Source organism: Stenotrophomonas rhizophila, from assembly GCF_000661955.1.
GTDB classification, from domain to species: Bacteria; Pseudomonadota; Gammaproteobacteria; order Xanthomonadales; family Xanthomonadaceae; genus Stenotrophomonas; species Stenotrophomonas rhizophila.
Map to the genome: position 1 here is coordinate 4,479,983 of NZ_CP007597.1, position 21,115 is coordinate 4,501,097.

Consider the following 21,115-nt stretch of genomic DNA (forward strand, 5'->3'; position numbering starts at 1 on the left):
TTCAGTCGTCGCGCACGGAGGCCAGCAGGAACATGCGCGCCTTCTGCCAGTCGCGGCGGATGCTGCGCTCCGAGCGCTGGCACAGATCGGCGATCTCCTGTTCGGACAGCCCGGCGAAATAGCGCAGCTCCACCACCTTGGCCAGGTGGCCGTCCACGGCCTGCAGCCGGGCCAGGGCCACGTCCAGCGCCAGCAGGTCTTCATCCAGGCGCACGCCGCTGCTGCTGTTCTCGGGCAGGTCCACCCGTTTGAGGTCGCCCCCGCGCTTGCGCGCCAACCGGTTGCGCGCGTAATCCACGACCACGCTGCGCATGGCCGAGGCGGCATAGGCGAAAAAGTGCGCGCGGTCTTCGAAGCGGGCCGCACCGCGTGCGCCGAGCAGCTTCAGGTAGGACTCGTGGACCAGCGAGGTGGCATCGAGCGTGCGCCCCTGCTGGCCGGCCAACTGGCGCCGGGCCATGCTGTGCAGCTCCTGGTAGAGCAGGGTCAGCACCCGGTCCAGGGCGGCGCGGTCGCCCGCGCGGGCTGAATCCAGCCATACGGTGATATCCGGTGCTTCGTCCATCGCACACCCCCGCCGGTGACGTTGGGCGGACTATACCGCCGCCAAGGCGACGGGCGTGCGAGGGTTCAGCGCTGGCAGTAGCCGCACCAGACGCTGGCGCGCTGGCCGATGGTGGCGTGCCGCAGCAGCCGGCCGCACTGGCGACAGGGCTCGCCTTCACGGCCGTAGACCAGCAGTTCCTGCTCGAAATAGCCCGGCGCCCCGTCCGGGTTGATGAAATCGCGCAGGGTGGTGCCGCCGCGGGTGATGGCGTAGGCCAGGATCTGCTTCACGGCATCGGCCAGGCGCTGGTAGCGCCCGCGCGAGATCTTCCCGGCCTCGCGCAGCGGGTTGATGCCGGCCATGAACAGGCTTTCGGCGGCGTAGATGTTGCCCACCCCGACCACGATGCCCTGGTCCATCAGGAAGGTCTTCACCGGTGCCTTGCGCCCCCGGCTGCGCTGGAACAGGTAATCGCCATCGAAGGCGTCGTCGAGCGGCTCCGGACCCAGCCCGGCCAGCAGTGCGTGGGTTTCCCCGGCCGGCTGCCACAGCAGGCTGCCGAACCGGCGCGGGTCGTTGAAGCGCAGCAGGCGCCCGTTGTCCAGGCTGATGTCGACGTGGTCGTGCGCGCGCACGGGGGTATCGCCGGGCAGCACGCGCAGGCTGCCGGACATGCCCAGGTGCAGCAGGGCGCTGCCGATGGCGGTATCCAGCAGCAGGTACTTGGCGCGGCGGCGCACGCCCTCGATCGCCTGCCCGGGCAGCAGCGCGCCGATCTCTTCGGGAATGGGCCAGCGCAGGTCCGGCCGGCGCAGGATCACGCCATGCACGCGGCGGCCTTCCAGGTGCGGGGCCAGGCCGCGGCGGGTGGTTTCTACTTCGGGCAGTTCAGGCATGGGGAAATTCTACTCAACGAGTCGCATGCGCTCCGTTCACTTCTGGACCAAGAATGCATCCTCGACCAGCGCGCTACATCCCCCCAAACGCCAGAGCGCCAGATAGGGCGCGAAATCGATGGCGTCAGGTGCCAGCGGCTGGGAGATGTACCAGCCCAGATACAGATCCGAAGCGACGTGGTACAGCGCCTCGTCCAGTGCGGCCACCTGCGCGGTGTCCAGCGTGCGCGCATCCCTCACCACCTCGCAGATCACATCGTGCAGGTAGGCCGACGGTTCGGACGTGGACCGAGCCGCTTCCAGCCGGTCGGACGATGTGCTGACAACCGGGACGCGGAGCAGCGTTGCCTGCAACGCCGGTTCGCCATTCGCGCCGGCAACGCGCGCCAGTTCGTCCAGCCACGCGCGCGCGGCGGCGGCTCGGACCTGTGCATTCCCTTCGTGGGCGGGCTGGAGGTAGAGATGATTACCCCAACGACCGGCCTGGAGCACGTCCAAGGCGCGCGCCTCCAGGGCATCGGCGTGAGGAAAGGATGCGAACACCTGCGTCAGGACCGCCGCCTCGGTAACGCCCTGCAGCAGGCCCGAGAAGTACCACGTTTCCTGTTCGCTGCGTCCCGCGCAGAATTCACACCATTCGTCGATCAGATCGTCCATGCCGAGCATGATCGCCCAACGCTTCACCTGGTGGCCAGACCACGCTCACCGCGGCGGCGCGGCCAGTTCCTTCGCACTCAGGTACCCGTCGCCGTTGGCGTCCTGCTTGTGGAAGCGCTGCATCAGGGTCTGCCGCTGTTGTTCCTTGGTGATCGGGGCGCCCTTGCCGCCGGGCAGTTCATCGGCGCTGAGTACGCCGTCGCCGTTGCGGTCCATGCGCTCGAAGGCGTACATCATCCACTGCACGTATTCCTCGACGCTGACCCGGCCATCGCCGTCGGTATCCATGCGCTGCAGGTAGCTGCCGGTGTCGGCCACCTGCGCCTGCGCCATGCCGGCGGCCATCAGCACGGCCATGCAGGAAAAACGCCGCACGAGGCGGCGTTTTCCACGGTTCATCACGCCAGGGCGCACCGGTCAGTGCGCCGTCAGCGCGTAGCCCTTCAGGCGGGCGGCGTAGGCCTGCAGCGCGGCGATGCCGCTGGCTTCGGCCTCGTGGCACCACGCCTGCAGCAGCTTCAGGCGCTCGGCGGCATCGTTGCCACGCGCTTCCAGCAGGGCCGCCAGGCGCGCGCGGTGTTCGACCAGCACGCGGATGCGCGGGCGCTGCTCGACCCAGGTGCTGAGCTGGGCGCGGCAGTCCGGCTTGAGCCAGCGGCCGTCGTTGACCAGCCCGCGGCGCATGCGGCGCGGCAGCAGCTTGCGCAGCTTGGCGCCGGCCATCGCCGCCTCTTCGCGCAGGGCCGGCACGAACACATTGCGCTGGTAGTCGGTCATGGCCTGGAAGCGGTGCGACAGCAGCGCCTTCAGGGTTTCGGCATCCGGCACGGCGATGTTCGGGCGTACGTCCATGGACGGAGCCACGCGCAGCACCTTGGCCAGGCGCAGTGCCTGCAGGCCGCGGATGGCGGCCCAGCCGATGTCGAACTCCCAGCGGCGCATCGAGAAGCGGGCCGAGCTGGGGAAGGCGTGGTGGTTGTTGTGCAGCTCTTCACCGCCGATCCAGAACGCCCAGGGGGTCAGGTTGGTGGAGGTGTCGGCCGATTCAAAGTTGCGGTAGCCCCACCAGTGGCCCAGGCCATTGACCACGCCGGCGGCCCAGAACGGGATCCACGCCATCTGGATCGCCCACAGGGCAACGCCCGGCAGGCCGAACAGCAGGCTGTTGATGGCCAGCAGCGCGACCGGGCCGAGGTTGGCATGCGGGGTGTAGAGCTTGCGTTCGATCCAGTCGTCCGGTGCGCCGCGACCGTACTGTTCGATGTCCGCACGCATCGCGCGGGCCTCGCGGTACAGCTCCACGCCACGCCAGAACACCATGCCGATGCCCTTGGTGACCGGGCTGTGCGGGTCTTCGTCGGTTTCCACCTTGGCGTGGTGCTTGCGGTGGATGGCCACCCACTCCTTGGTGATCATGGAGGTGGTGAGCCAGGTCCAGAAGCGGAAGAAATGCGCGATGACCGGGTGGAAATCCACGCCACGGTGCGCCTGGCTGCGATGCAGGTACAGGGTGACGGCGAAGATGGTGAGCTGGGTGAACACCAGCAGCACCAGTGCCATGCCCCACCAGCCGAGGCCGACGACACCGCCGGTCAGGAAGTTGAGGAGCGTATCGAGCATCGCAGGACTCCGGGCCGCGGACGGCCAGCAAGGGAACAGGTACACCTTCGGACATGATGGGGCCTGCAGTTGCAAACTTCATCCGTCTGGTGCGATTTTTGCGCAGTCATTCAGTTGTTTTCCTCCTTCGTGAGCATGCCCCCGCATTCATGACAGTCGCAGCCTCTTCGGCGCCCCAGGCCGCCAACGTCCCCCTGATCGAGCTGGACCGTGCCTGCGTGATCCGCGGCCAGGTCCGGGTTCTGCACGACCTCAGCCTGCGCATCGCCCAGGGCCAGCACACCGCGCTGCTGGGCCCCAACGGCTGCGGCAAGTCGTCCTTCATCAAGCTGATCACCCGCGAGCTGTACCCGCTGGCGCATGCCGACGGCAGCGTGGCGGTGCGGGTGCTGGGCCAGAACCGCTGGCAGGTGGACCGGCTGCGCTCGCAGCTGGGCATCGTCACCGGCGATCTGAGCAGCAACCTGGCCGACATGCCCGGGCTGACCGTGGAGGAAGCGGTGCTGTCGGGCTTCTTCGCCAGCTTCGTGGTGCCGGCCTTCCGCGAGGTCACCGAGGACATGCGCCAGCGCGTGCGTGAAACCCTGGCTCTGACCGGTGCGCTGGCGCTGCTGGCGCGGGGCTATGCCGAGCTGTCGGCCGGTGAAACCCGGCGCGTGCTGATCGCCCGGGCGCTGGTCAACCGGCCGCAGGCGCTGCTGCTGGACGAGCCGTCCACCGGGCTGGACCTGATCGCCCGCCAGCACCTGATCGCCACCATGCGCCGGCTGGCCGCCGAAGGCATCACCCTGGTGCTGGTGACCCACCACATCGAGGAGGTCATTCCGGAGATCGCGCGGGTGGTGCTGCTGCGCGGTGGCCGGATCATCGCCGATGGGCCGCGCGACGACCTGCTGCGCGACGCGCCGCTGTCGGAAGTGTTCGGCGGCCCGATCCAGGTGGTGGAGCACGAGGGCCGGCTGAGCGCGTTCGCCGGATAGGTCGCGCAGCCACCCATGGGGTGGCGCTACCTTGGCGCGTGACGGGTACCGTGTCCGCGCCCCCAATGGTAGAGCCACGCCATGCGTGGCTGGCGGTGCACGGGTGCCCGATGAAAGGCAGCCACCCATGGGGTGGCTCTACCGCCGGGCGACGGAGGGTGTCGCCTCCGTCGCCCGCGGTGCCTAGAACTTCAACGCCACCGCGCGTGACTCGATCGGTGCCATCCGTCCCTGGTCCTGCAGCTGCAGGTCGCGCAACTCGAACGGGGCTGTATACCCGCGCGGCAAGGCCACGCTGGCGAAGGGCAGCGCGATGGCGCCCGGGCCGGCGCGGTCGAACCACGCTGCGCTGTGCGCCTGCGCCACCGGCCGCAGCTGGCCGTCCGGGCCGGTGGCGTACAGCGTGCCGCGCGCCTCGTAGCGACCGGGCGCACCAATCTGCAGCGGCAACGTCACCGTGCGCCGGGCGAGGTCCACGTCAGCTTGGCCGGTGAAGCGCGCGGTGGGCTGGGCCACCGCGAAGGCCACCTTGCCATCACGCTGTACCCCGTTGGCGCTGACGAAGGCCTGCAGTTCCCACAGCCCCTGCACCGGGCCGATGTCCTGCGGGATCGTCACGCGTGCGCGCAGGCCGTCCTTGCCGGCCACCAGCGGCACCGGCCAGCTGCGGCCATCCGGGGCCACCAGCAACGCCTCGCCGCCGGCCGGCAGGGTGCGCGCGGCCGCCGTGGCGCCGGCCAGCGTGGCCGTGCCGCGGTCATCCAGCAACCGCGCGCTCAGTTCCACGCTGCCACCGGCCAGCACCTGCTGGCGGCTGGCCTGCAGCTGCAGCGACACCGTGCTGTTGGGCTCCAGCACCTGCACCACGTAGCGGCCCTGCGCCTGGGCGCTCTGCAGGCGATAGGTACCCACCGCGGCACTGCGCCCGGTTCGCACCATGGTGCTGCCCTGCCCCGCCGCCATGCCGGCCGCACGCAGCTGCTGGTCATCCACGACCTTGTCCACCGCCAGCGTGCCGGCCGGGTCGCGCACCTGCCACTGCTGCGGTGCCAGCGCGCGGGCACCCGGCGCCGGGCTGACCTGGATCACCGCATCCGGTGCGGTCAGCGGCAGGTCCAGGCCGCGTTGCAGGGTGGCCGCGTCCACCATTTCCCAGTAGCTGCGGCTGGTGGCCACGAAGGGCGCAGGCGCAGTCAACGTATCGGCGGGGTCCAATGCCCAGGCAAAACTCACCGGGGCCCGCTCGATGCCGTCGGCCTGCAGGGGCGCGCTTTCCACGCGCGGCGCCAGCTGGTCGCTGCTGCGGGCCAGCAGCGGCTGCGCGGCGTGCAGCGGGAGGGCCACCAGCGCCGCGGCAACAGCGGCGGCAATCGTCAGTCTTGAAGTCATGGCGTGCTCCTCACAGGGTCAGGTCGTTGCGCAGGATCGTGCCCAGGCCGAAGCACTCGCGGCGGCTCTGGTTGTGGCTCAGCGGCTCGGCGCCCTGGGTGCGCGCCTTGTCGGTGAACCACAGCGTGCCGGCAGCCTTCTGGCTGCTGCACTCCAGGAACCCGTCCGAACAGCTGTTCAACCAGTTCTGGGTGAACTCCAGCCCCACGTTCTGCGCATACCCGCCGCAGTAGCTGTTGCTGTCCCACACCGCCGACTCCACATCCGAGCCGACCACCGCGCGGAACGGCTTCGGCAGCGCCGGGCGTCCGGCGGTGCCATACAGGTTCTGCGCGTTGTAGGTGGCCATGTGGCCCACCTGCTGCTGGCGCACGGCGTCGCTCTTGTAGCCCAGCAGCCAGCCCACCGAGGTTTCAAACGTGTTGCCGTTGAGCGCGGCATCTGCCAGTGGCGTACCGGCCGAGGACGGTGCCAGCGCGGTGACCTTGCCGATGGTCTGGATGATCTTCGGGTAGCGGCTGTCGTAGGTGGGGTTGGACAGCATCCAGCGCACCACGTTGCCGCCGTTGGAGTGGGTGATCACCACCAGCTTGGTGATGCCCTTGGTGTTGATGAAGGTGGTCAGCTGCCCAGCGAGGCAGCCAGCCGCCTCGGGCTTCCACATGTACTGTTCGAAATCGCAGTTGATGACCGTGTAGTTGCTGCTGTTGGGCAGCCCCTGGCGCACGGTGTCGATGATGCCCGGCTGCCAGTAGTCCGTACGTGCGTCGGTCTGCTTGCCGGTGCCGTGCACGAACGCCACGCCCACCACATCGGCCGCGTGCGTGGTGCCGCACGCCAGCATCAAGCCCAGGGCGAGTCCACCGCCCGTCCATCCCGCGTTGCTTCGCATCCGTTTGCTCCCTTGCAGGTGATCCCCCTGATGACCGGCGCTACCGCGTTGCCATGCAGTGCATCTATCCATAGAGATATGACGAGTGATGGCGCCTGCGCCGAAGCTATGTCGCGCGGCGGCCCAATTCCGTGAACCAGTCGCGGGTTTCCGTCATCCGACTGCCGGGCGTGCCGGATCTGGCCGCATGACCAACGGCCACTGTCGCGGCCGGGTGAAGCTGCGATCATGCCGGCTCCCCCTCTGCGAGTCCTGCCGATGTCGTCGTCTGCCGCCCCCGTCCTGCGCCCCCTGCTGACCGTTGCCGTGCTGGTGGCCCTGGCCGGCTGTACGACCACCGGCGCACCGCGCACCACGGCCGTGGAGGCATCGGTCACGACCAAGGCGGTGGGTTACCTGCAGGCCGACGCGGTGCCAGCCAGCCTGGCGCTGGTGCCGGCGCCGCCGGCAGCCGGCTCGGCCGGCTTCGCGCTGGACGAACAGGTCAGCCGTGAAGCCCGCGCGCTACGTGGCAGCCCCCGCTTCGCGCAGGCCCATATCGATGCCGAACTCGGCTTCCCGGCCGGTGCCAACCAGTTCTCCTGCGCCATCGACATCGACGTGGACGCGGTAAAGACGCCCGCGCTGTACCGCCTGCTGGAACGCAGCCGGATCGATGCCAGCTCGGCCACGCGCACCGCCAAGAAGCACTACCAGCGCGCGCGCCCGTTCATGGTCAACGGCGAACCCACCTGCACGCCCGACGATGAAGAAGGGCTGCGCGGCAATGGCTCGTACCCGTCCGGCCATACGTCCATCGGCTGGGCGTGGGCCTTGATCCTGTCCGAGATCGCCCCCGAGCGCGCCGATGCAATCCAGCTGCGTGGCCGCAACTACGGCGAGAGCCGCCTGGTGTGCAACGTGCACTGGCAGAGCGACATCCTGGAAGGGCGGTTCATGGGCGCGGCCGCCGTGGCACGCCTGCACGACAACGCCGCGTTCAACAAGGATCTGCTGGCTGCGCGCAAGGAGATCGCCGCGGCACGCAAGGCCGGGCTGCATTCCAGCCGCGATTGCGCCGCCGAGGAAGCGGTGTTGAAGGTGCGGCCTGAGAGCGCGTTGTAGGCGCGTTGGGCAGCCGACCAACGGTCGGCTCTACCGGTATGACGGAAAACGGCGCGGATTTCTCCGCGCCGTTTTCGTTTTCAGGGGCGTGCCCACCATCGGTGGGCACCTACCGCATGACGTGCATCAGAACTTCGCGGTGAACTCCACGCCGAACGTGCGCGGTTCGTTGAGGAAGCCGGTGAGGTTGTTGAAGTCGATCGCGCCCACCACGCGCACCTGGTCGGTCAGGTTGCGGCCGTACACGGCCACGTCGTACTGGCCGTAATCCCAGTTGTAGCCCAGGCGCAGGCCACCTTCCAGCGACGAGCGGCTGCGGAACTCCGGCGACTCGTACAGGAAGAAGTTCACTTCACTGCGGTAAGCCCAGTCGGTGTACACGTACAGCTCGCTGGCGTCGTTGATCGGGAAACCGGCGCGCAGGGTCAGGTTGTGGATCCACTTCGGCGCCTGCGGCAGCGAATTGCCGTTGACCAGTGCGTAGGTGGAACCGTCGATGACCGTGGTCGGGTCGGTGATGGTGCAGCCGCCACCGCAGATCGCCACCGCCAGGTCGCGGTCCTTGATCTCGGTGTCGTTGTAGCTGCTGCCCAGGGTGAGCAGCACGTGGTCGGTGAGGTAGGCCTCGAAGTCCAGTTCCACGCCCTGGCCCAGGGTCTTGTCGGCGTTGAGCAGGGTGGCGGTGTTGTTGCTGCCGCCCACCGCGATCAGCTGCTGGCCATCGACGTTGTAGCGGAACACGTTGAAGCCCAAGCGCGCACGACGGTCGAACAGGTCGGCCTTGATGCCGGCTTCATAGGAAATCACCTTCTCCGAGTCGGCCTGGGAGACGCCACCGAAGGCCAGACGGCCCTGGATCGACGGCGCACGGAAGCCCTTGGCCACGCGTGCATAGGCGTTGAGGTTGTCGGTGATCTGGTAGACGCCGCTCAGGTCCCAGCTGACGTCGTTGACGTCGGTGTTGGCCAGGTACGGGCCGCTGACCGGCGTACCGAACGGCACGGCCTGCAGCACGCTGGCGCTGAAGTCCTTCTTGTCCTGCGTGTAACGCACGCCACCGCGCAGCTTGAAGCGCTCGGTCACGTCGAAATCGCCGGACACGAACGCCGCCCAGGCCTTGTTACGCTGGCTCTGCACGGCATGGCCGTTCTGCGGGTTGCCCGGGGTCAGCGAATCGTAGTTGAAGCTGTCGATGGTGACGTCTTCATCGAAGTAGAACAGCCCCGCCTGCCAGTCGAAGCGGCCCCATTCGTTGGATTCGATGCGGAATTCCTGCGTCCACTGGCGGTGGTGCGGCAGGCCATCGGCCGACTCGGAGGCGAACGGGATGTTGCCCGGGCCATAGTTGCCCGCGCCCAGGAAGCTGGCGCCGTAGCCGCCGTCGATGTCGCCGTGGTTGAGCGATTCGGCGGTTTCATAGCCGGTGATCGAGTGCAGCGTCACCCGCCCCAGGTCCCACTTCAGGCGCGCGCTGGCACCCCAGGTTTCAAGTTCCGAGAAGTTCTGGCCGTCGGTGGAGACCTCGTCGCGGTCGAAGTTCTCGACCAGCTGGTTGGTGCCCGGCTTGAGGATGTTGGCGCGGAACAGGCGCGCGGTGCCGTTGAGCTTGCGCTTGTGCACGTTGAACAGCGCTTCGAGGTCGTCGCCTTCGTACAGGAACTGCAGGCGGGCGGCGGCTTCGTCGTAGCCTTCAAAGCCCTGCGCGGGCGCATTGGCGCGGGTATTGGTCACCCAGTCATCGCGGCGCTGGTACAGCGCCGACACGCGTGCCGACCAGCGGTCGGTCAGCGGACCGCCGTAGGCGCCCTGCGTGTTCCAGGTGTTGTAGCTGCCGTAGGCCACCTTGACGTAACCGTCGGCGTCCTGCGACGGGCGCGCCGAATCGAACTTGACCACGCCGGCCGGGGTGTTGCGCCCGAACAGCGTGCCCTGCGGGCCGCGCAGCACTTCCACACCGGCCAGGTCGAACAGCGGGAAACCCTTCAGCAGCGGGCTTTCCTGCACCACGTCGTCATACACCAGCGAGACCGGCTGGGAGGCATTGAGATCGAAGTCGGTATTGCCCAGGCCGCGGATGTAGAAGCGCGGGAAGGCACGCCCGTAGGACGATTCGATGTTCAGGCTGGGCACGCGCGCGGACAGGAAGCGGATGTCGTCGCCGGCCGAACCGAGCACGTCGAGCTTCTCGCCCTGGATGGCCGAGATCGACACCGGGACGTCCTTGGCGTTTTCCACACGGCGCTGGGCCGTCACCTGCAGGGTGTCGAGGGCGACCGGATCCTTGGTGGCGGGGGCGTCCTGGGCTGCGGCCGTCAATGGCAGCAGGGCGGCAAGGGCGATGACGAGCGGGTGCACGGACGGAAACCGGCCGTGGGCAGTGCGGTTCGGGAACATGGCGTTTTAGGCTGTGTTGGGAGGGGTGGTGGACCGGCGCTACCAGACAATTGTTGCAGTACAGCAACAGCGTCGCAAATTCCGGTCATTCATTACCAAGATCCGGCCACCCGGATGTGAAGACGGGTTGCGGTTTTCGACGCCGATCACGACTTCCGGCCCACTCAGCCTTCCGTCGACCGCCCTAGACTGGCTCCCTCCTCCGTCTGCCAGGCACACCGCCATGACCCAGTGGTACTTCCATACCTCCGGCCAGGCCGACCGCACCGGTCCCCTCGACGATGCCGCCGCCCGCAAGTACGCCCACCTCAACCCGCGGGCGCTGGTCTGGTGCGAGGGCATGAGCGGCTGGATGGCGATCAGCGAGGTGCCCGAGCTGCTGGCCGGCAGCGTCGCCCCGCAGGGCGCGCCGCCGCCCCTGCCCGGCCCCGGTGGCCGCAGCCAGCGCGCCGACGACATCGAGTTCCGCATCGTCGGCCATGAAATGCAGTTCGTGGAGATCGAGCTGGACCCGGGCGAAAGCGCCATCGCCGAGGCCGGCGCCCTGATGTTCAAGGACGCCGCGGTGCAGATGGACACCGTGTTCGGCGACGGCTCGCACAGCGGCCAGGGCGGCGGCTTCATGGACAAGCTGATGAGCGCGGGCAAGCGCGTGCTCACCGGTGAAAGCCTGTTCGCCACCCTGTACACGCACACCGGCCAGGGCAAGGCCAAGGTCGCCTTCGCCGCGCCCTACCCCGGCACGGTGCTGCCGATGAAGCTGGACCAGCACGGCGGCCGCCTCATCTGCCAGAAGGACAGCTTCCTGGCCGGCGCGCGCGGCGTGCAGATCGGCGTGCAGTTCCAGCGCAAGATCATGACCGGCCTGTTCGGCGGCGAGGGCTTCATCATGCAGAAGCTGGAGGGCGACGGCTGGGTGTTCGTGCATGCCGGCGGCTGCGTGGTGGAGCGGGAACTGGCCGCCGGCGAGCGGCTGGACGTGGACACCGGCTGCATCGTGGCCTACCACGCCAGCGTGGACATGGACGTGCGCCGCGTGGCCGGCATCAAGAGCATGGTGTTCGGCGGCGAAGGCGTGTTCCTGGCCACGCTGACCGGCCCGGGCAAGGTGTGGCTGCAGTCGCTGCCGTTCTCGCGCCTGGCCGGGCGCATGTGGATGGCCGCGCCCCAGGCCGGCGGGCAGAGCCGTGGCGAGGGTTCGGTGCTGGGCGGCATCGGCCGGATCCTGGACGGCGACAACCGGTTCTGAGGGGGCTGGCCGGTGGCCGGCAACCCGATATAAACCGGCGCCCTGCCATTGCCGACCAACGGCCGGCAGTACCGGTATGCTGACGCCCTCGATGCCCATTCACTTTCTGCCACGCCGATGAAATCACTGCACCGTATTCGCCTGACGCTGTCTGTTGCCGCTCTCGGCCTGCTCGCCGGCTGCGGCGGTGACCCCGTGCGCCCGACCCCGCCACCGGTGGCCACCCCGGTGGTGCAGGCCAAGCCGGTCAAGATCGGCATCGCCCTGGGCGGCGGCGCGGCCAAGGGCTTTGCGCATATCGGCGTGATCAAGATGCTGGAAGCCAACGGCTTCGAGCCGGTGGTGGTGTCCGGCACCAGCGCCGGCAGCGTGGTCGGCGCGTTGTACGCCAGCGGCATGGACGCGTTCCAGATGCAGTCCAAGGCCGTAGCCCTGGACGAAGCCAGCATCCGCGACGTGCGCCTGTTCTCCGGCGGCCTGGTGCAGGGCCAGAAGCTGCAGGACTACGTGAACGCGCAGGTGGGCAACCGCCCCGCCGAAAAACTGCAGAAGCCGTTCGCGGCCGTGGCCACCAACCTGGACACCGGCGACCGCGCCGTGTTCGTGCGCGGCAACGTGGGCCAGGCGGTACGTGCGTCCAGCAGCATCCCCGGCGTGTTCGAGCCGGTGAAGATCGGCAAGAACAGCTTCGTCGACGGCGGCGTGGTCAGCCCGGTGCCGGTGGATGCAGCGCGCCAGCTGGGCGCCGACTTCGTCATCGCCGTGGACATCTCCAGCAAGGCCAGCGGCAAGTCGCCGACCGGCATGCTGGGCATCGTGAACCAGTCCATCTCGATCATGGGCCAGCGCCTGGGCGAGCAGGAACTGGCCCGCGCGGACATCATCATCCGCCCCAAGGTGCTGGAGATCGGCGCGGCCGATTTCAGCCAGCGCGGCTACGCGATCCTGGAAGGCGAGAAGGCCGCGATGGCGGCGATGCCGCAGATCCGCGCGAAGGTGCAGCAGCTGCAGCGGGCCCGTGCGGCCGCGGTAGCGCCGCCGCCGCCGAAGCCCAAGTGCGATGAACCGTCGCGCGTGGGTCGGCTGATGGGGCGCAAGGAAAAGTGCTGATCAAGGTTCTGTAGCGCCGGGCTCTGCCCGGCTGCTCTCCCCAAACGACGCAATTGCACCGGCCCCTGCCTACGCTGCACCGCCGCTCGCCGCGTTCAATCCGTTGGACCCGGCGGCAAAGTGCCGGTTCCGAGATGCCATTGAACGACGCCTGGACAGTGCAACGGGTGCCGCGTACCAGATGTCTTAAGCTCCTGACCCCGGCAAAGGGGACGCGGGCTCTGGAGCACCGTTTACGTCAGCCTCAACTACGTAATTATCTGAATACGTGTCGCCCAGTTGAGGCGGGTCGCCGGATTGGCGACGGGCCGCGACCTCCTTGCGCAGGTTCACCCATTTGACGTCTGGCCAGCCGAGCATGGAGAAGATCGACTCTGCCGTACAGATCATCTTCTTGAAGCGTCGCCCTATCCGATAGCCAATGAAGATCACCACCGCTATGTTCATGACCTTGTGTTGTCACAGCGCAGACACTCCCTCGGCAGCCATGGGCATCGCCGAAGGGCGCCTTCACGCGTTCTTGCCTACTACGCACTGTGTCTAGGTTGGCCTACCGACAGAGCTTTCCGACTTGTCGACAACCTTGACTGCCGAAGCTCTGAGCTTTGCCGCCATCTCCGGGCCGTAGTCGTCGGCAGTAGTCAGCTTCGGCACGGGCGCACCGGGCAGTCCGGCGCGACGAATGATCCTGGGCCACCATGTAGGCCAGCACAGAAGCAGCGAGAGCCAATGGCAGATGCTGTGCATTAGCAGCAAGGGCGAGAGCAGAAGCGCGAATGTGAGCACCATCCCCTTGTCACCGTTGTGCCAAGAAGGCTTCATAAAACTCAAAGTTGATCGAACAGAATCCCATGGCCAAGGAAACGTCGAACGAAGCCTGGTCGGACTAGGAACGGAATTGATGCCCTCCTCCATGTAACGCCGGATGTACTCCCATAGTGCTTCAGCCCTATCGCGGTCTGACAGAGTACCGCCGACCAGACTAAGATCGTCGAAACCTGCACCGCTGTAACGCGCCGGCCAAACTAGTGCGAGCACGCCATCGCCAAGACGCGAGCCCTTGTCACCGCCGCTTATATCCGCAACGGTAGACTCCCAGGGAAATGTCACGATTCCGCCGGCGTAGGAGGGACGATTTATGTGCACCTGCCGGGTGAGTCTGTTAAAGCGAATCACAAGCCGTCGCTGAGTGAAGATCTCCAAGCGAATCCAGCGCCAGCCGAATCGGAACAGAACAATGTTGGCCACAAGCCAAACAAGGATAGAAAGGGGAGCGAATATATACCCCTCAGTAGTGAGGGGATATCCCATAGGGCCTATGCCCGAAGAGATGCTCCGAATGCCCGGGAGAACTAGATTAAAAAATATCTGGTATTGAAGAAAATACATCAATCCAATGAATAGGAATGCGACTACGCCTCGCCGATCCTCCTGCCAGGCAGCCTGCACATCCATGAATCTTTCGTTGACTGCGAATATTGCCTGCTCATCGTGAGGCGCTGTATTCAAGGCTACCAGAATTTGTGAATTGCCCTCTGCCGCTGAAATGCGAATATTCTCTTTTGATTCCTCATCAAAACAGGTGATTTTTGATTCCCAATAGATCATTTCCAAAAGGTACATCGTCTTACGCGCCCTGCTTTGTAAGTTGAAAAATCGCAAGAAGTTCTTCCGCTGAGCTCCGATATTGCCGCCTACTTTTGTCTTTCCTAAAAACACTCCTGTCGCACCATTCTTCAAGATCCGTTGGGCTCAAGACAATTATAAAGACTGTGAGTGCGGCGGCGGCCCACCCCATACGCGCGCCCCACGTCCTCAACATTAGGATCACTGCTTCGCGCGCGAGCAATCGAGCTGCCAAGCCGCTTGAATGCGTCAGCATGATGCGTAGAAGTGGATCCCGCGCACGTCCCATCATTACCCGTAGAAATGGGGCCGAACCGGCAAAGGAGATTGTTGCGCCGATTGCGGCCGCAGACGCTGCGACTACGCCTCTGGACGCATAGGCCAGCGAAAGAATCTGGTGTCCCCGGCGGTAGCTATCATGAGCGGAAGACCCATCGAGCACCGCACCGATCAGTCCTGCCGTACCGGCTAAAGCCCCACCATACAAACCAAGTCGCCCCCCCCATACCCGCGAGTACGCGGATGTTTGCGCTCCCCTATTGAAGTTGTTTGCGACCCAGTTCGCCCCTTCTTCGAAAATAGCAATGACCCCGCCAGTAAGCGCCATACCCGAGGCAATGAACTCGGCGCCCTCGCGGGCGGTGGCATCATCTTTGAATATGCTCTTCCCTTTGATGATGAGATTCACAGACTCGAAGAGAGTAGCCATTGCTAAGACACGCCCTTGGTAGGCGCCACCAGAACGCCCCTTTGCCAACTCTCTTTCGATGCCCTCGCGAATGAACCGATTCATCTGTCCTCGCCAGTAGGCTGACATGCCATTGCCGGCCGAGCTTGCATGGAACTCCGCGACCGGAAATTGCTGAGCATATGACCCCATTCGAAGCTGCATTGCCCTCACTAGCAGCCTCATCAGTGCTTGATCAACCACCGTGTTGGTCGCTGTGTTGTATGCCACTCGTCCAAGCTGTGCGTACCAGCTCATCAGTACACCAAGCAGACTACGCTTGAACCACGTCACTTGTCCTGCGTCTTCGCACGCACGGAGTGCAGCATTCGATTTGTCAAAGAGCTCCAGCGCTTTGGATGTGAACTCCTGTGCGGACGCAGCGATCTCCCAGCCATCTACCGACCGGTGTTCGCGTCTTGATAACTCCAGTGCTTGGTGCAGTTGCTTCGCCAGCGGGAGGTGGTTGAGCGAGTATATTCGCCAGGCGAGATTCCCTTCAGCGATCTGATCCGCTCCCTCGTCCAATAGCTGCAAATTCTTCCACCACCCGTCCAGAACCAGGCGCGAGCTCTCATCTGACTCCATGCCGGACATTGCCATACCTACCTGCACCGCGAAGGCCCAACCCCTTTCAAGATCTTCTTGATCGTAGCTGCGCAATGCCAACTTCAGCATCGGACTCGTCAACCATGCCAAATGATCAGGCGCTCGTTCGCGCATTTTCTGCTCGCAAGGCGTCGCCAAGACGTTGAACTCGTTCAGGATACTTGCTTGCTCTCCATCCAAAAGCGATTCTATCTTGGCGAACTGAGACTTGGTCAGCGCATGCGCTTCCTCGATCGATCTTTTCCGCTGTCCAAATATGTCTGCTTCGCGCGCCGCCCGAACGATGGCTATGGTCGGGCCTGGGTCAATGAATCCACCTTTTCTTTTTAGCTCCTCAAGCTCCCGCTCGGTTTGGTCGTATGGTGCATTGCTGACCGTAACCGCCCAATCTGTCGCCACCTTGAGGCGATTTTCGAGCACACCGTCTCTGAGCTCCGCATACTGGTGTGCAGCCAAATACTTCCATTCATTGTCGACACCATTCTTGTCGACAATGTGCATCCACTCCTCAACGCCCTCCATGGCGCGGTTACGCCATGCATTGAGCTCTTGGGTAATCCCAATCGCATCCTGTAGCGCGATTCCGACCCCACCAGTGCTTTGCAGAAGTTGCAGTGCATCTTTCAGAACACTCAAGGATTCATCGAGCTTTGATCGATAGGGTCCACCTGGCCGCCCTGAAAACTGCGGTGCGGGCCCAGGCTCTTGCGAGTCGCAAAGGGCGGGAAAGGGTTGTTCATTCAATGCTGCAACCATCGGTTTTCGGAGTTTGGCGATGCTATTGATGTCTGTAGTCGCCATGTACTCAAGGACAAAGGATGACATTGCTCGTGGCGAGATCGCGAACTCTTGAACCCCTTGCTGATTCATCCATTGTTGTGGGCTAAACCCCTGTAGAGAACCGTTAGCAAGCAACGCGGGCGCTTGCTCGATGAGCTCGGCTTCCTTGCTCTCAGAGAGAGGGTCGGGCGTGAAGAGCCAGTACGACATGCTCACCTCTTCGGGCGATTCAATAGCCACCATGAGTGCATTGGCCGATTCTGCCATCCGTTTACAGGCGATGTCCGATGTCTTCCTATCCGGCGGCTCACCTCGAAAACGCATCAGACGTCCACTGGGTCGGACGTAGTAGCTGTCCAAGTGACGAAAGCCGCCGCGGTCCAGCACTATGTATATGTAACCTTCCCGCATCATCCTGATCGCATACTTCGAGGTCTTCAATTCCGGCAAAGACTCTCCTGCGCTCGGTCCGAGGTTCGGAACCATGTCCATAACGTATGAGTCTTCGCTAAAGAACGCGGAGTAACGGAATGGATGGATCAGCAGACCCGGCTTGTCACAATTCTTGCAGGCTCCTTGCTCGCAGGGTGATGTTGAATTGACGGCCGCCTCCACAATTCTGTTCTTCATCCACGTCATATCAGCCTGCTCCATGCTTGATGATTAGCGTATCTCTGATTCGATCAAGCTCTTCCGGCCCCAACCTACCAAGGGTTTGGATCAATGAATTACCCGTACTCGGCTTTCCATTGAGGAGCGCGGATATGCTCGGTGACGTATGAAAGTCGCAGTCGAGCATGAGCGCGTGAGCAAGAAGGATCACCCTGTCCAAGATATTCATTCGGCTCGGCCTGCTCATTATGGACTGGGCAAAACGGTGGGCCTTTTCTATATTGACTTCGAGTACATCGAGTTTACGCAAGGTCTCAAGCGTCTCATTGATCAACTGCACCCTTTCGTAGTTGAAGCAGTTTCGTATCGACCGTTCTACTGCCTGCTCGGGTCTACTATCCATGCACGACCACTGCAAATCTGCCTGGAAGTCCAAGAAGGCCAGTCCAGAGAGTGATCGACTCACAAACTGCACTTGCTGACGTGACATCGCGTAGGGCCAGTGCGGCACGGACTTGGAGTCGAAGACTCTCATAGGGTCGCCTGATCCCATGCGTCTTTCGTTGTCTATCACCCTCTCCAAAGTTCCCTTGAGGCATTCAGTAGTTGTTGACGACCTGATCCACGCGATCACCTGCGACCTGGACCTCCTCTTTCTTGCGGCCCGGTAGAGCGATACGGACTCCTGCAAGACCTGTTCGTTCTTGCGCTCGATTTTGACCAGATGAAGAGGTGCATTGCGGTATCCATCGATCTCTATCGAGACATGTTCAGCCGCTGTTTCTGCGCCAAATACCGAGCTGAGCCCGACCGTTGCATCGAGTAAGACATACAGATCGCTTTGCAGCGACGTGGTTCTGCTTATCAGATAGCAGGTGTCTGCGATCAGATGTGCTTCACCTCGCCTCGCCGATTGGACAGCAGTGTTGATTTCTCTCATCCGGCACTGTCCTTATAATCACAGCCGCCCAGGTGCCCATCGCTGTGGTCCGAAATCAGCGTCGCTGCGCTAGGCGCGGTCCACTCCCGCTGCGTGCCCTTGAACTCCACCTTCCCGGGCGCGCCCAGCTCGATGTTGTCGCCCTCTATCCGGATGTAAGCGCCGGCCGCCGTCGCCAGCAAGTGCTTGCTCGGCGCCGACAACTGCACATCGGCCTGGGTACTGGTGATCTTCACGTTGGTCTTGGCCGCCAGGATTGCCTGGTTCTTGTGCGCGCGCGCACTGACCTTGCCCTGCGCAGCGTGCAGCGCAATCCCGCGTTCCTGGTTCGGGCTCTCCGGCTTGGGCTCGGCGCCGGCGGTGTACAGCACCAGCCCGCCGGCCACTGCCATCGTGATCGAGCCCTGGCTCAGCCAGTTCAGCGCCACGCCTGAGGCCAGCGTGGTGTGCGCACCACTCACCCAGACCTGGTCGGCCGGAGTCAGGCTCATCACGCCGGCCACGCCGCTGCCCATCAGCACCGGCTTGTCCCAGCCCGGGGCATCGCCGTCGCCGCCGCTGATATTGCCCGCCGCGCTGCCGCTCTGGGTGGCGCGCAGGCTTTCCTGCAGTTTCTCCAGCGCGTCGTGGGCGTGCAACTTGGTCGGTTCCTCAGGCAGTTGGGCCTGCTGGTTCACTGCCGATTCGTTGAGCGATTGCAGCAGCTCGGCACTTTCCTGCAGCTGGGTCAGCGCCTGGTTGGCAGCCAACTGCGGTTCGCCAGGCTCGGTGCTGAGCAGCAACCCTTGCCCTGCGCGAAGCGACCCGAAGGCCTGCGTGGAAAGTTCCGCGCCGAAACCACGCTCGGTCTCGCGCACGTTGTCTTCGCCGCCCTTCAGGTGACCCAAGGTCAGCGTAGTGGCGTGTTGCGTGGTGGACAGCTGCGCACGTCCTTGGCCCGGCGTGTCATCCAGGCGCATCTGCTGGTAACCACCCTGCCCGCCCTGGCTGTCGGCCAGCGCCTGACTTTTGAAGCCGGTGTAGACGGCGGCATGTTCATTGCCGTCGAACCACGCCGGCGCATTGCCCGTGGCGTTGGCCCCGCCGCTGGCGACCTGGTTATGGGCGGCATCGGTCTGGCCGCGGCCGTTGTAGACCGCGCCGACCACGACCGGGCGGTCGATGTCGCCCTCAAGGAAGGCCACCAGCACTTCCTGGCCGCGACGGGGCAGCACCACGCCGCCCCAGTTGTCGCCGGCCCAGGGGGTCATCACCCGCACCCAGGTCCAGGCACCGCCATTGGCCGGGGCGTTGTCGTCGCCGCCAGGATGGGCCAAGCCGGTGCTCGATGAACCACCGCGCTGCCACGGGAACTGCACCTTGATCCGGTGGTCGCGATCGGACTGCAGCGGCTCACCGTCGCTGACCACGATGGCGCTGAGCGTGCCGGTGATCGACGGGCGCGGATGCAAACGCGTGCCGTGGCCGTCCTCGGTCTGCGGGCGGTACACCACGTCGGCCGGAATGGCGACGAAGCGGTTGTCGTAGAAGGTAGTGGTGAGGTCCGGCGCGGTGTTGCCCACGGACAATCCCGTCAAAGCGCCCGGCAGGCTGAGCGGCGCCTGCGCGGCCGGCCCCAACTGCTGCTCCAGCGCATCGAACACATCGGCCTCGAAGTTGTTGCGCGCCTGGTGCTGCACCGACAGGCACAGGAAGGCGGTGCCGGCATTCACGCCCGGATGCTGGCCCAACTGGAACTGGGCCCCGGGGGTGAGCTGCCGCCATTTGCCCTGCCCTTCAATCGTGTGCGCGCGCACGCGCAGCGCATCCAGATGCTGTTGGGCGCGGCGCTGGCCACGGGCGTTGTCCTGCCAGCCGTACGGGCCACAGGTGTCGGCGTCCTCACCGATGCCCTCATAGGGCGTCAGTGCTTCGGCACTGGCGTGCCGCAGTTCAAGACTGCGATGGTCCCAGGTAGTACGGGTCACCTTCGCGGTACACCAACGTTTCGACACCGACCACTGCTGCACGCTGTCAGAGCGTTCGGACGCATCCCCACGATGGAAGCGAACCTGCCCCAGCTGCGCGGCCGCATGCTGGTGGTCGGCCAGCACCAGCGTATGCGCACCCAACGACGCACTGGTCGGCTCGCCGGCGTGTTCGAACCAGTAATAGATGCCCTCTTCGGCCAGCAGGCGCTGCACGAAGGCCAGGTCGGTTTCCTGGTACTGCGTGGTCAGGCTGCGCTTGGCGTAGAGGCTGCGATTGGTCAGGTCCCAGCGCCATGCCGGAACAAGGCCGCTGTAGTCGGCGAAGACGTTTTCGACGATGTCGACCACGCTGGCGTCATGGAACACGTAGCTGTCGACGCGCTGGCCCAGGAAGGCCAACCACGGCTGCAGGCGCAGGCGATACCGCGCCAGACCGCCATTGCTGCCGATGCGTTGGACAGCAGTGATGCGTCCATGGAAGGCGCGCAGGTCGCTATTGGCCAGCTCCAGCTGCAACAGCGCCGGTTGGCCGATCAGCTCATCCAGTGGGAGCCCGGCCTCCAGCGAGAGCGCGGTGATGGACCATTGAAACCCCGCGCCATCGATCTGCTCGAGGCCACCGAATGTTTCGGCCACCAATACGCCAAGGCCCAGCGCCGTGTGCAGGCGCAGGAACCGGCGGGCGTCACCTGCCCGCAGAGCCGCCACCAAGGCGGCCGTCATTGAACTGTCCATGTTCACATCCCTGTTGATTCGCCAACAGCCTTCGCATTCAACGGCTCAGTGGCCGGTGTAATGCTGGGGTCTGTCTTGCGCGTGGCACCGGCGGCGGAATGGTCCGCCGTGGCTCCGCCACGTTCATCCAAGTACGGATTCAACCATGAATCCGCTGGCGTATGTTGTGATCCGTTTCCCACTGCCCCGTGGCGTGGCGCTCCGGCACCCTTGTCCATCCGTCATCTCCCTAACGCACGCGCGCATGGTGCGTCGCGCAGCGCTGGGGGTTACAGAGG

16 protein-coding genes are annotated in these 21,115 nt (G+C 64.9%); 4 read left to right on the top strand and 12 right to left on the bottom strand.

The features are described 5' to 3' along the window. Nucleotide 1: 1 nt before the first annotated feature. The 5 genes from DX03_RS19620 to DX03_RS19640 form a co-directional block, all read right to left on the bottom strand. Nucleotides 2–565 (bottom strand): ECF-type sigma factor, encoded by a 564-nt coding sequence (locus DX03_RS19620; RefSeq protein ID WP_038691429.1) that lies wholly within the window; start codon nt 563–565, stop codon nt 2–4. A 65-nt stretch (nt 566–630) separates the two neighbouring features. Continuing rightward, on the bottom strand, nt 631–1,443 hold the full coding sequence (gene mutM / locus DX03_RS19625; RefSeq protein ID WP_038691431.1) for a bifunctional DNA-formamidopyrimidine glycosylase/DNA-(apurinic or apyrimidinic site) lyase: 813 nt from the start codon (nt 1,441–1,443) through the stop codon (nt 631–633). Nucleotides 1,444–1,479: 36 nt separating this feature from the next. After that, nucleotides 1,480–2,100, bottom strand: a complete 621-nt coding sequence (locus DX03_RS19630; RefSeq protein ID WP_038692700.1) for a hypothetical protein — start codon at nt 2,098–2,100, stop codon at nt 1,480–1,482. Between the two features lie 45 nt (nt 2,101–2,145). Continuing rightward, on the bottom strand, nt 2,146–2,445 hold the full coding sequence (locus DX03_RS19635; RefSeq protein ID WP_137191535.1) for an EF-hand domain-containing protein: 300 nt from the start codon (nt 2,443–2,445) through the stop codon (nt 2,146–2,148). A gap of 72 nt (nt 2,446–2,517) precedes the next feature. Next, nucleotides 2,518–3,720: a DesA family fatty acid desaturase gene (locus tag DX03_RS19640; RefSeq protein WP_038691435.1), complete on the bottom strand. Its 1,203-nt coding sequence runs from the start codon at nt 3,718–3,720 to the stop codon at nt 2,518–2,520. A 149-nt stretch (nt 3,721–3,869) separates the two neighbouring features. Between DX03_RS19640 and DX03_RS19645 the strand changes: the two genes are divergently transcribed. Next, nucleotides 3,870–4,700 (top strand): ABC transporter ATP-binding protein, encoded by an 831-nt coding sequence (locus DX03_RS19645; protein ID WP_185753406.1) that lies wholly within the window; start codon nt 3,870–3,872, stop codon nt 4,698–4,700. A gap of 183 nt (nt 4,701–4,883) precedes the next feature. Here the strand turns inward: DX03_RS19645 and DX03_RS19650 are convergent, their stop codons facing one another. Beyond that, nucleotides 4,884–6,089 carry a DUF4785 domain-containing protein gene (locus tag DX03_RS19650; RefSeq protein ID WP_038691437.1) on the bottom strand — a complete coding sequence of 402 codons (1,206 nt, stop codon included), beginning with the start codon at nt 6,087–6,089 and terminating at the stop codon, nt 4,884–4,886. A 10-nt stretch (nt 6,090–6,099) separates the two neighbouring features. Then, complete coding sequence (locus DX03_RS19655) at nt 6,100–6,981, bottom strand: lipase family protein (RefSeq protein ID WP_038691439.1); 882 nt, start codon at nt 6,979–6,981, stop codon at nt 6,100–6,102. A gap of 258 nt (nt 6,982–7,239) precedes the next feature. On the opposite strand from DX03_RS19655, the gene DX03_RS19660 reads away from it, so the two are divergent. Then, complete coding sequence (locus DX03_RS19660; protein WP_038691441.1) at nt 7,240–8,085, top strand: acid phosphatase; 846 nt, start codon at nt 7,240–7,242, stop codon at nt 8,083–8,085. A 126-nt stretch (nt 8,086–8,211) separates the two neighbouring features. On the opposite strand, the gene DX03_RS19665 is transcribed toward DX03_RS19660, so the two are convergent. Further along, on the bottom strand, nt 8,212–10,479 hold the full coding sequence (locus tag DX03_RS19665; RefSeq protein WP_051598944.1) for a TonB-dependent receptor: 2,268 nt from the start codon (nt 10,477–10,479) through the stop codon (nt 8,212–8,214). Between the two features lie 223 nt (nt 10,480–10,702). Between DX03_RS19665 and DX03_RS19670 the strand changes: the two genes are divergently transcribed. Together DX03_RS19670 and DX03_RS19675 are read left to right on the top strand one after the other, a co-directional pair. Continuing rightward, complete coding sequence (locus DX03_RS19670) at nt 10,703–11,728, top strand: TIGR00266 family protein (RefSeq protein ID WP_038691444.1); 1,026 nt, start codon at nt 10,703–10,705, stop codon at nt 11,726–11,728. Nucleotides 11,729–11,845: 117 nt separating this feature from the next. Beyond that, nucleotides 11,846–12,838 (top strand): patatin-like phospholipase family protein, encoded by a 993-nt coding sequence (locus tag DX03_RS19675; RefSeq protein WP_038691445.1) that lies wholly within the window; start codon nt 11,846–11,848, stop codon nt 12,836–12,838. Nucleotides 12,839–13,378: 540 nt separating this feature from the next. Here the strand turns inward: DX03_RS19675 and DX03_RS21315 are convergent. Genes DX03_RS21315 through DX03_RS19690 form a run of 4 tightly spaced genes read right to left on the bottom strand, consistent with a single transcriptional unit; the run spans nt 13,379 to nt 20,837 of the window. Next, nucleotides 13,379–14,461, bottom strand: a complete 1,083-nt coding sequence (locus tag DX03_RS21315) for a DUF6708 domain-containing protein (protein ID WP_219335241.1) — start codon at nt 14,459–14,461, stop codon at nt 13,379–13,381. A 4-nt stretch (nt 14,462–14,465) separates the two neighbouring features. Next, a complete protein-coding gene (locus tag DX03_RS19680) occupies nt 14,466–17,219 on the bottom strand; it encodes a T6SS effector BTH_I2691 family protein (protein ID WP_185753408.1) in 2,754 nt (917 codons plus the stop codon). A 1-nt stretch (nt 17,220) separates the two neighbouring features. Further along, a complete protein-coding gene (locus tag DX03_RS21320) occupies nt 17,221–18,132 on the bottom strand; it encodes a hypothetical protein (RefSeq protein ID WP_185753409.1) in 912 nt (303 codons plus the stop codon). Next, the gene (locus DX03_RS19690) at nt 18,129–20,837 is read right to left on the bottom strand and encodes a type VI secretion system Vgr family protein (RefSeq protein WP_038691451.1); all 2,709 of its coding nucleotides are present in this window, start codon (nt 20,835–20,837) and stop codon (nt 18,129–18,131) included. Before DX03_RS19690 ends, DX03_RS21320 begins: the two co-directional genes overlap by 4 nt. Nucleotides 20,838–21,115: the final 278 nt, after the last annotated feature.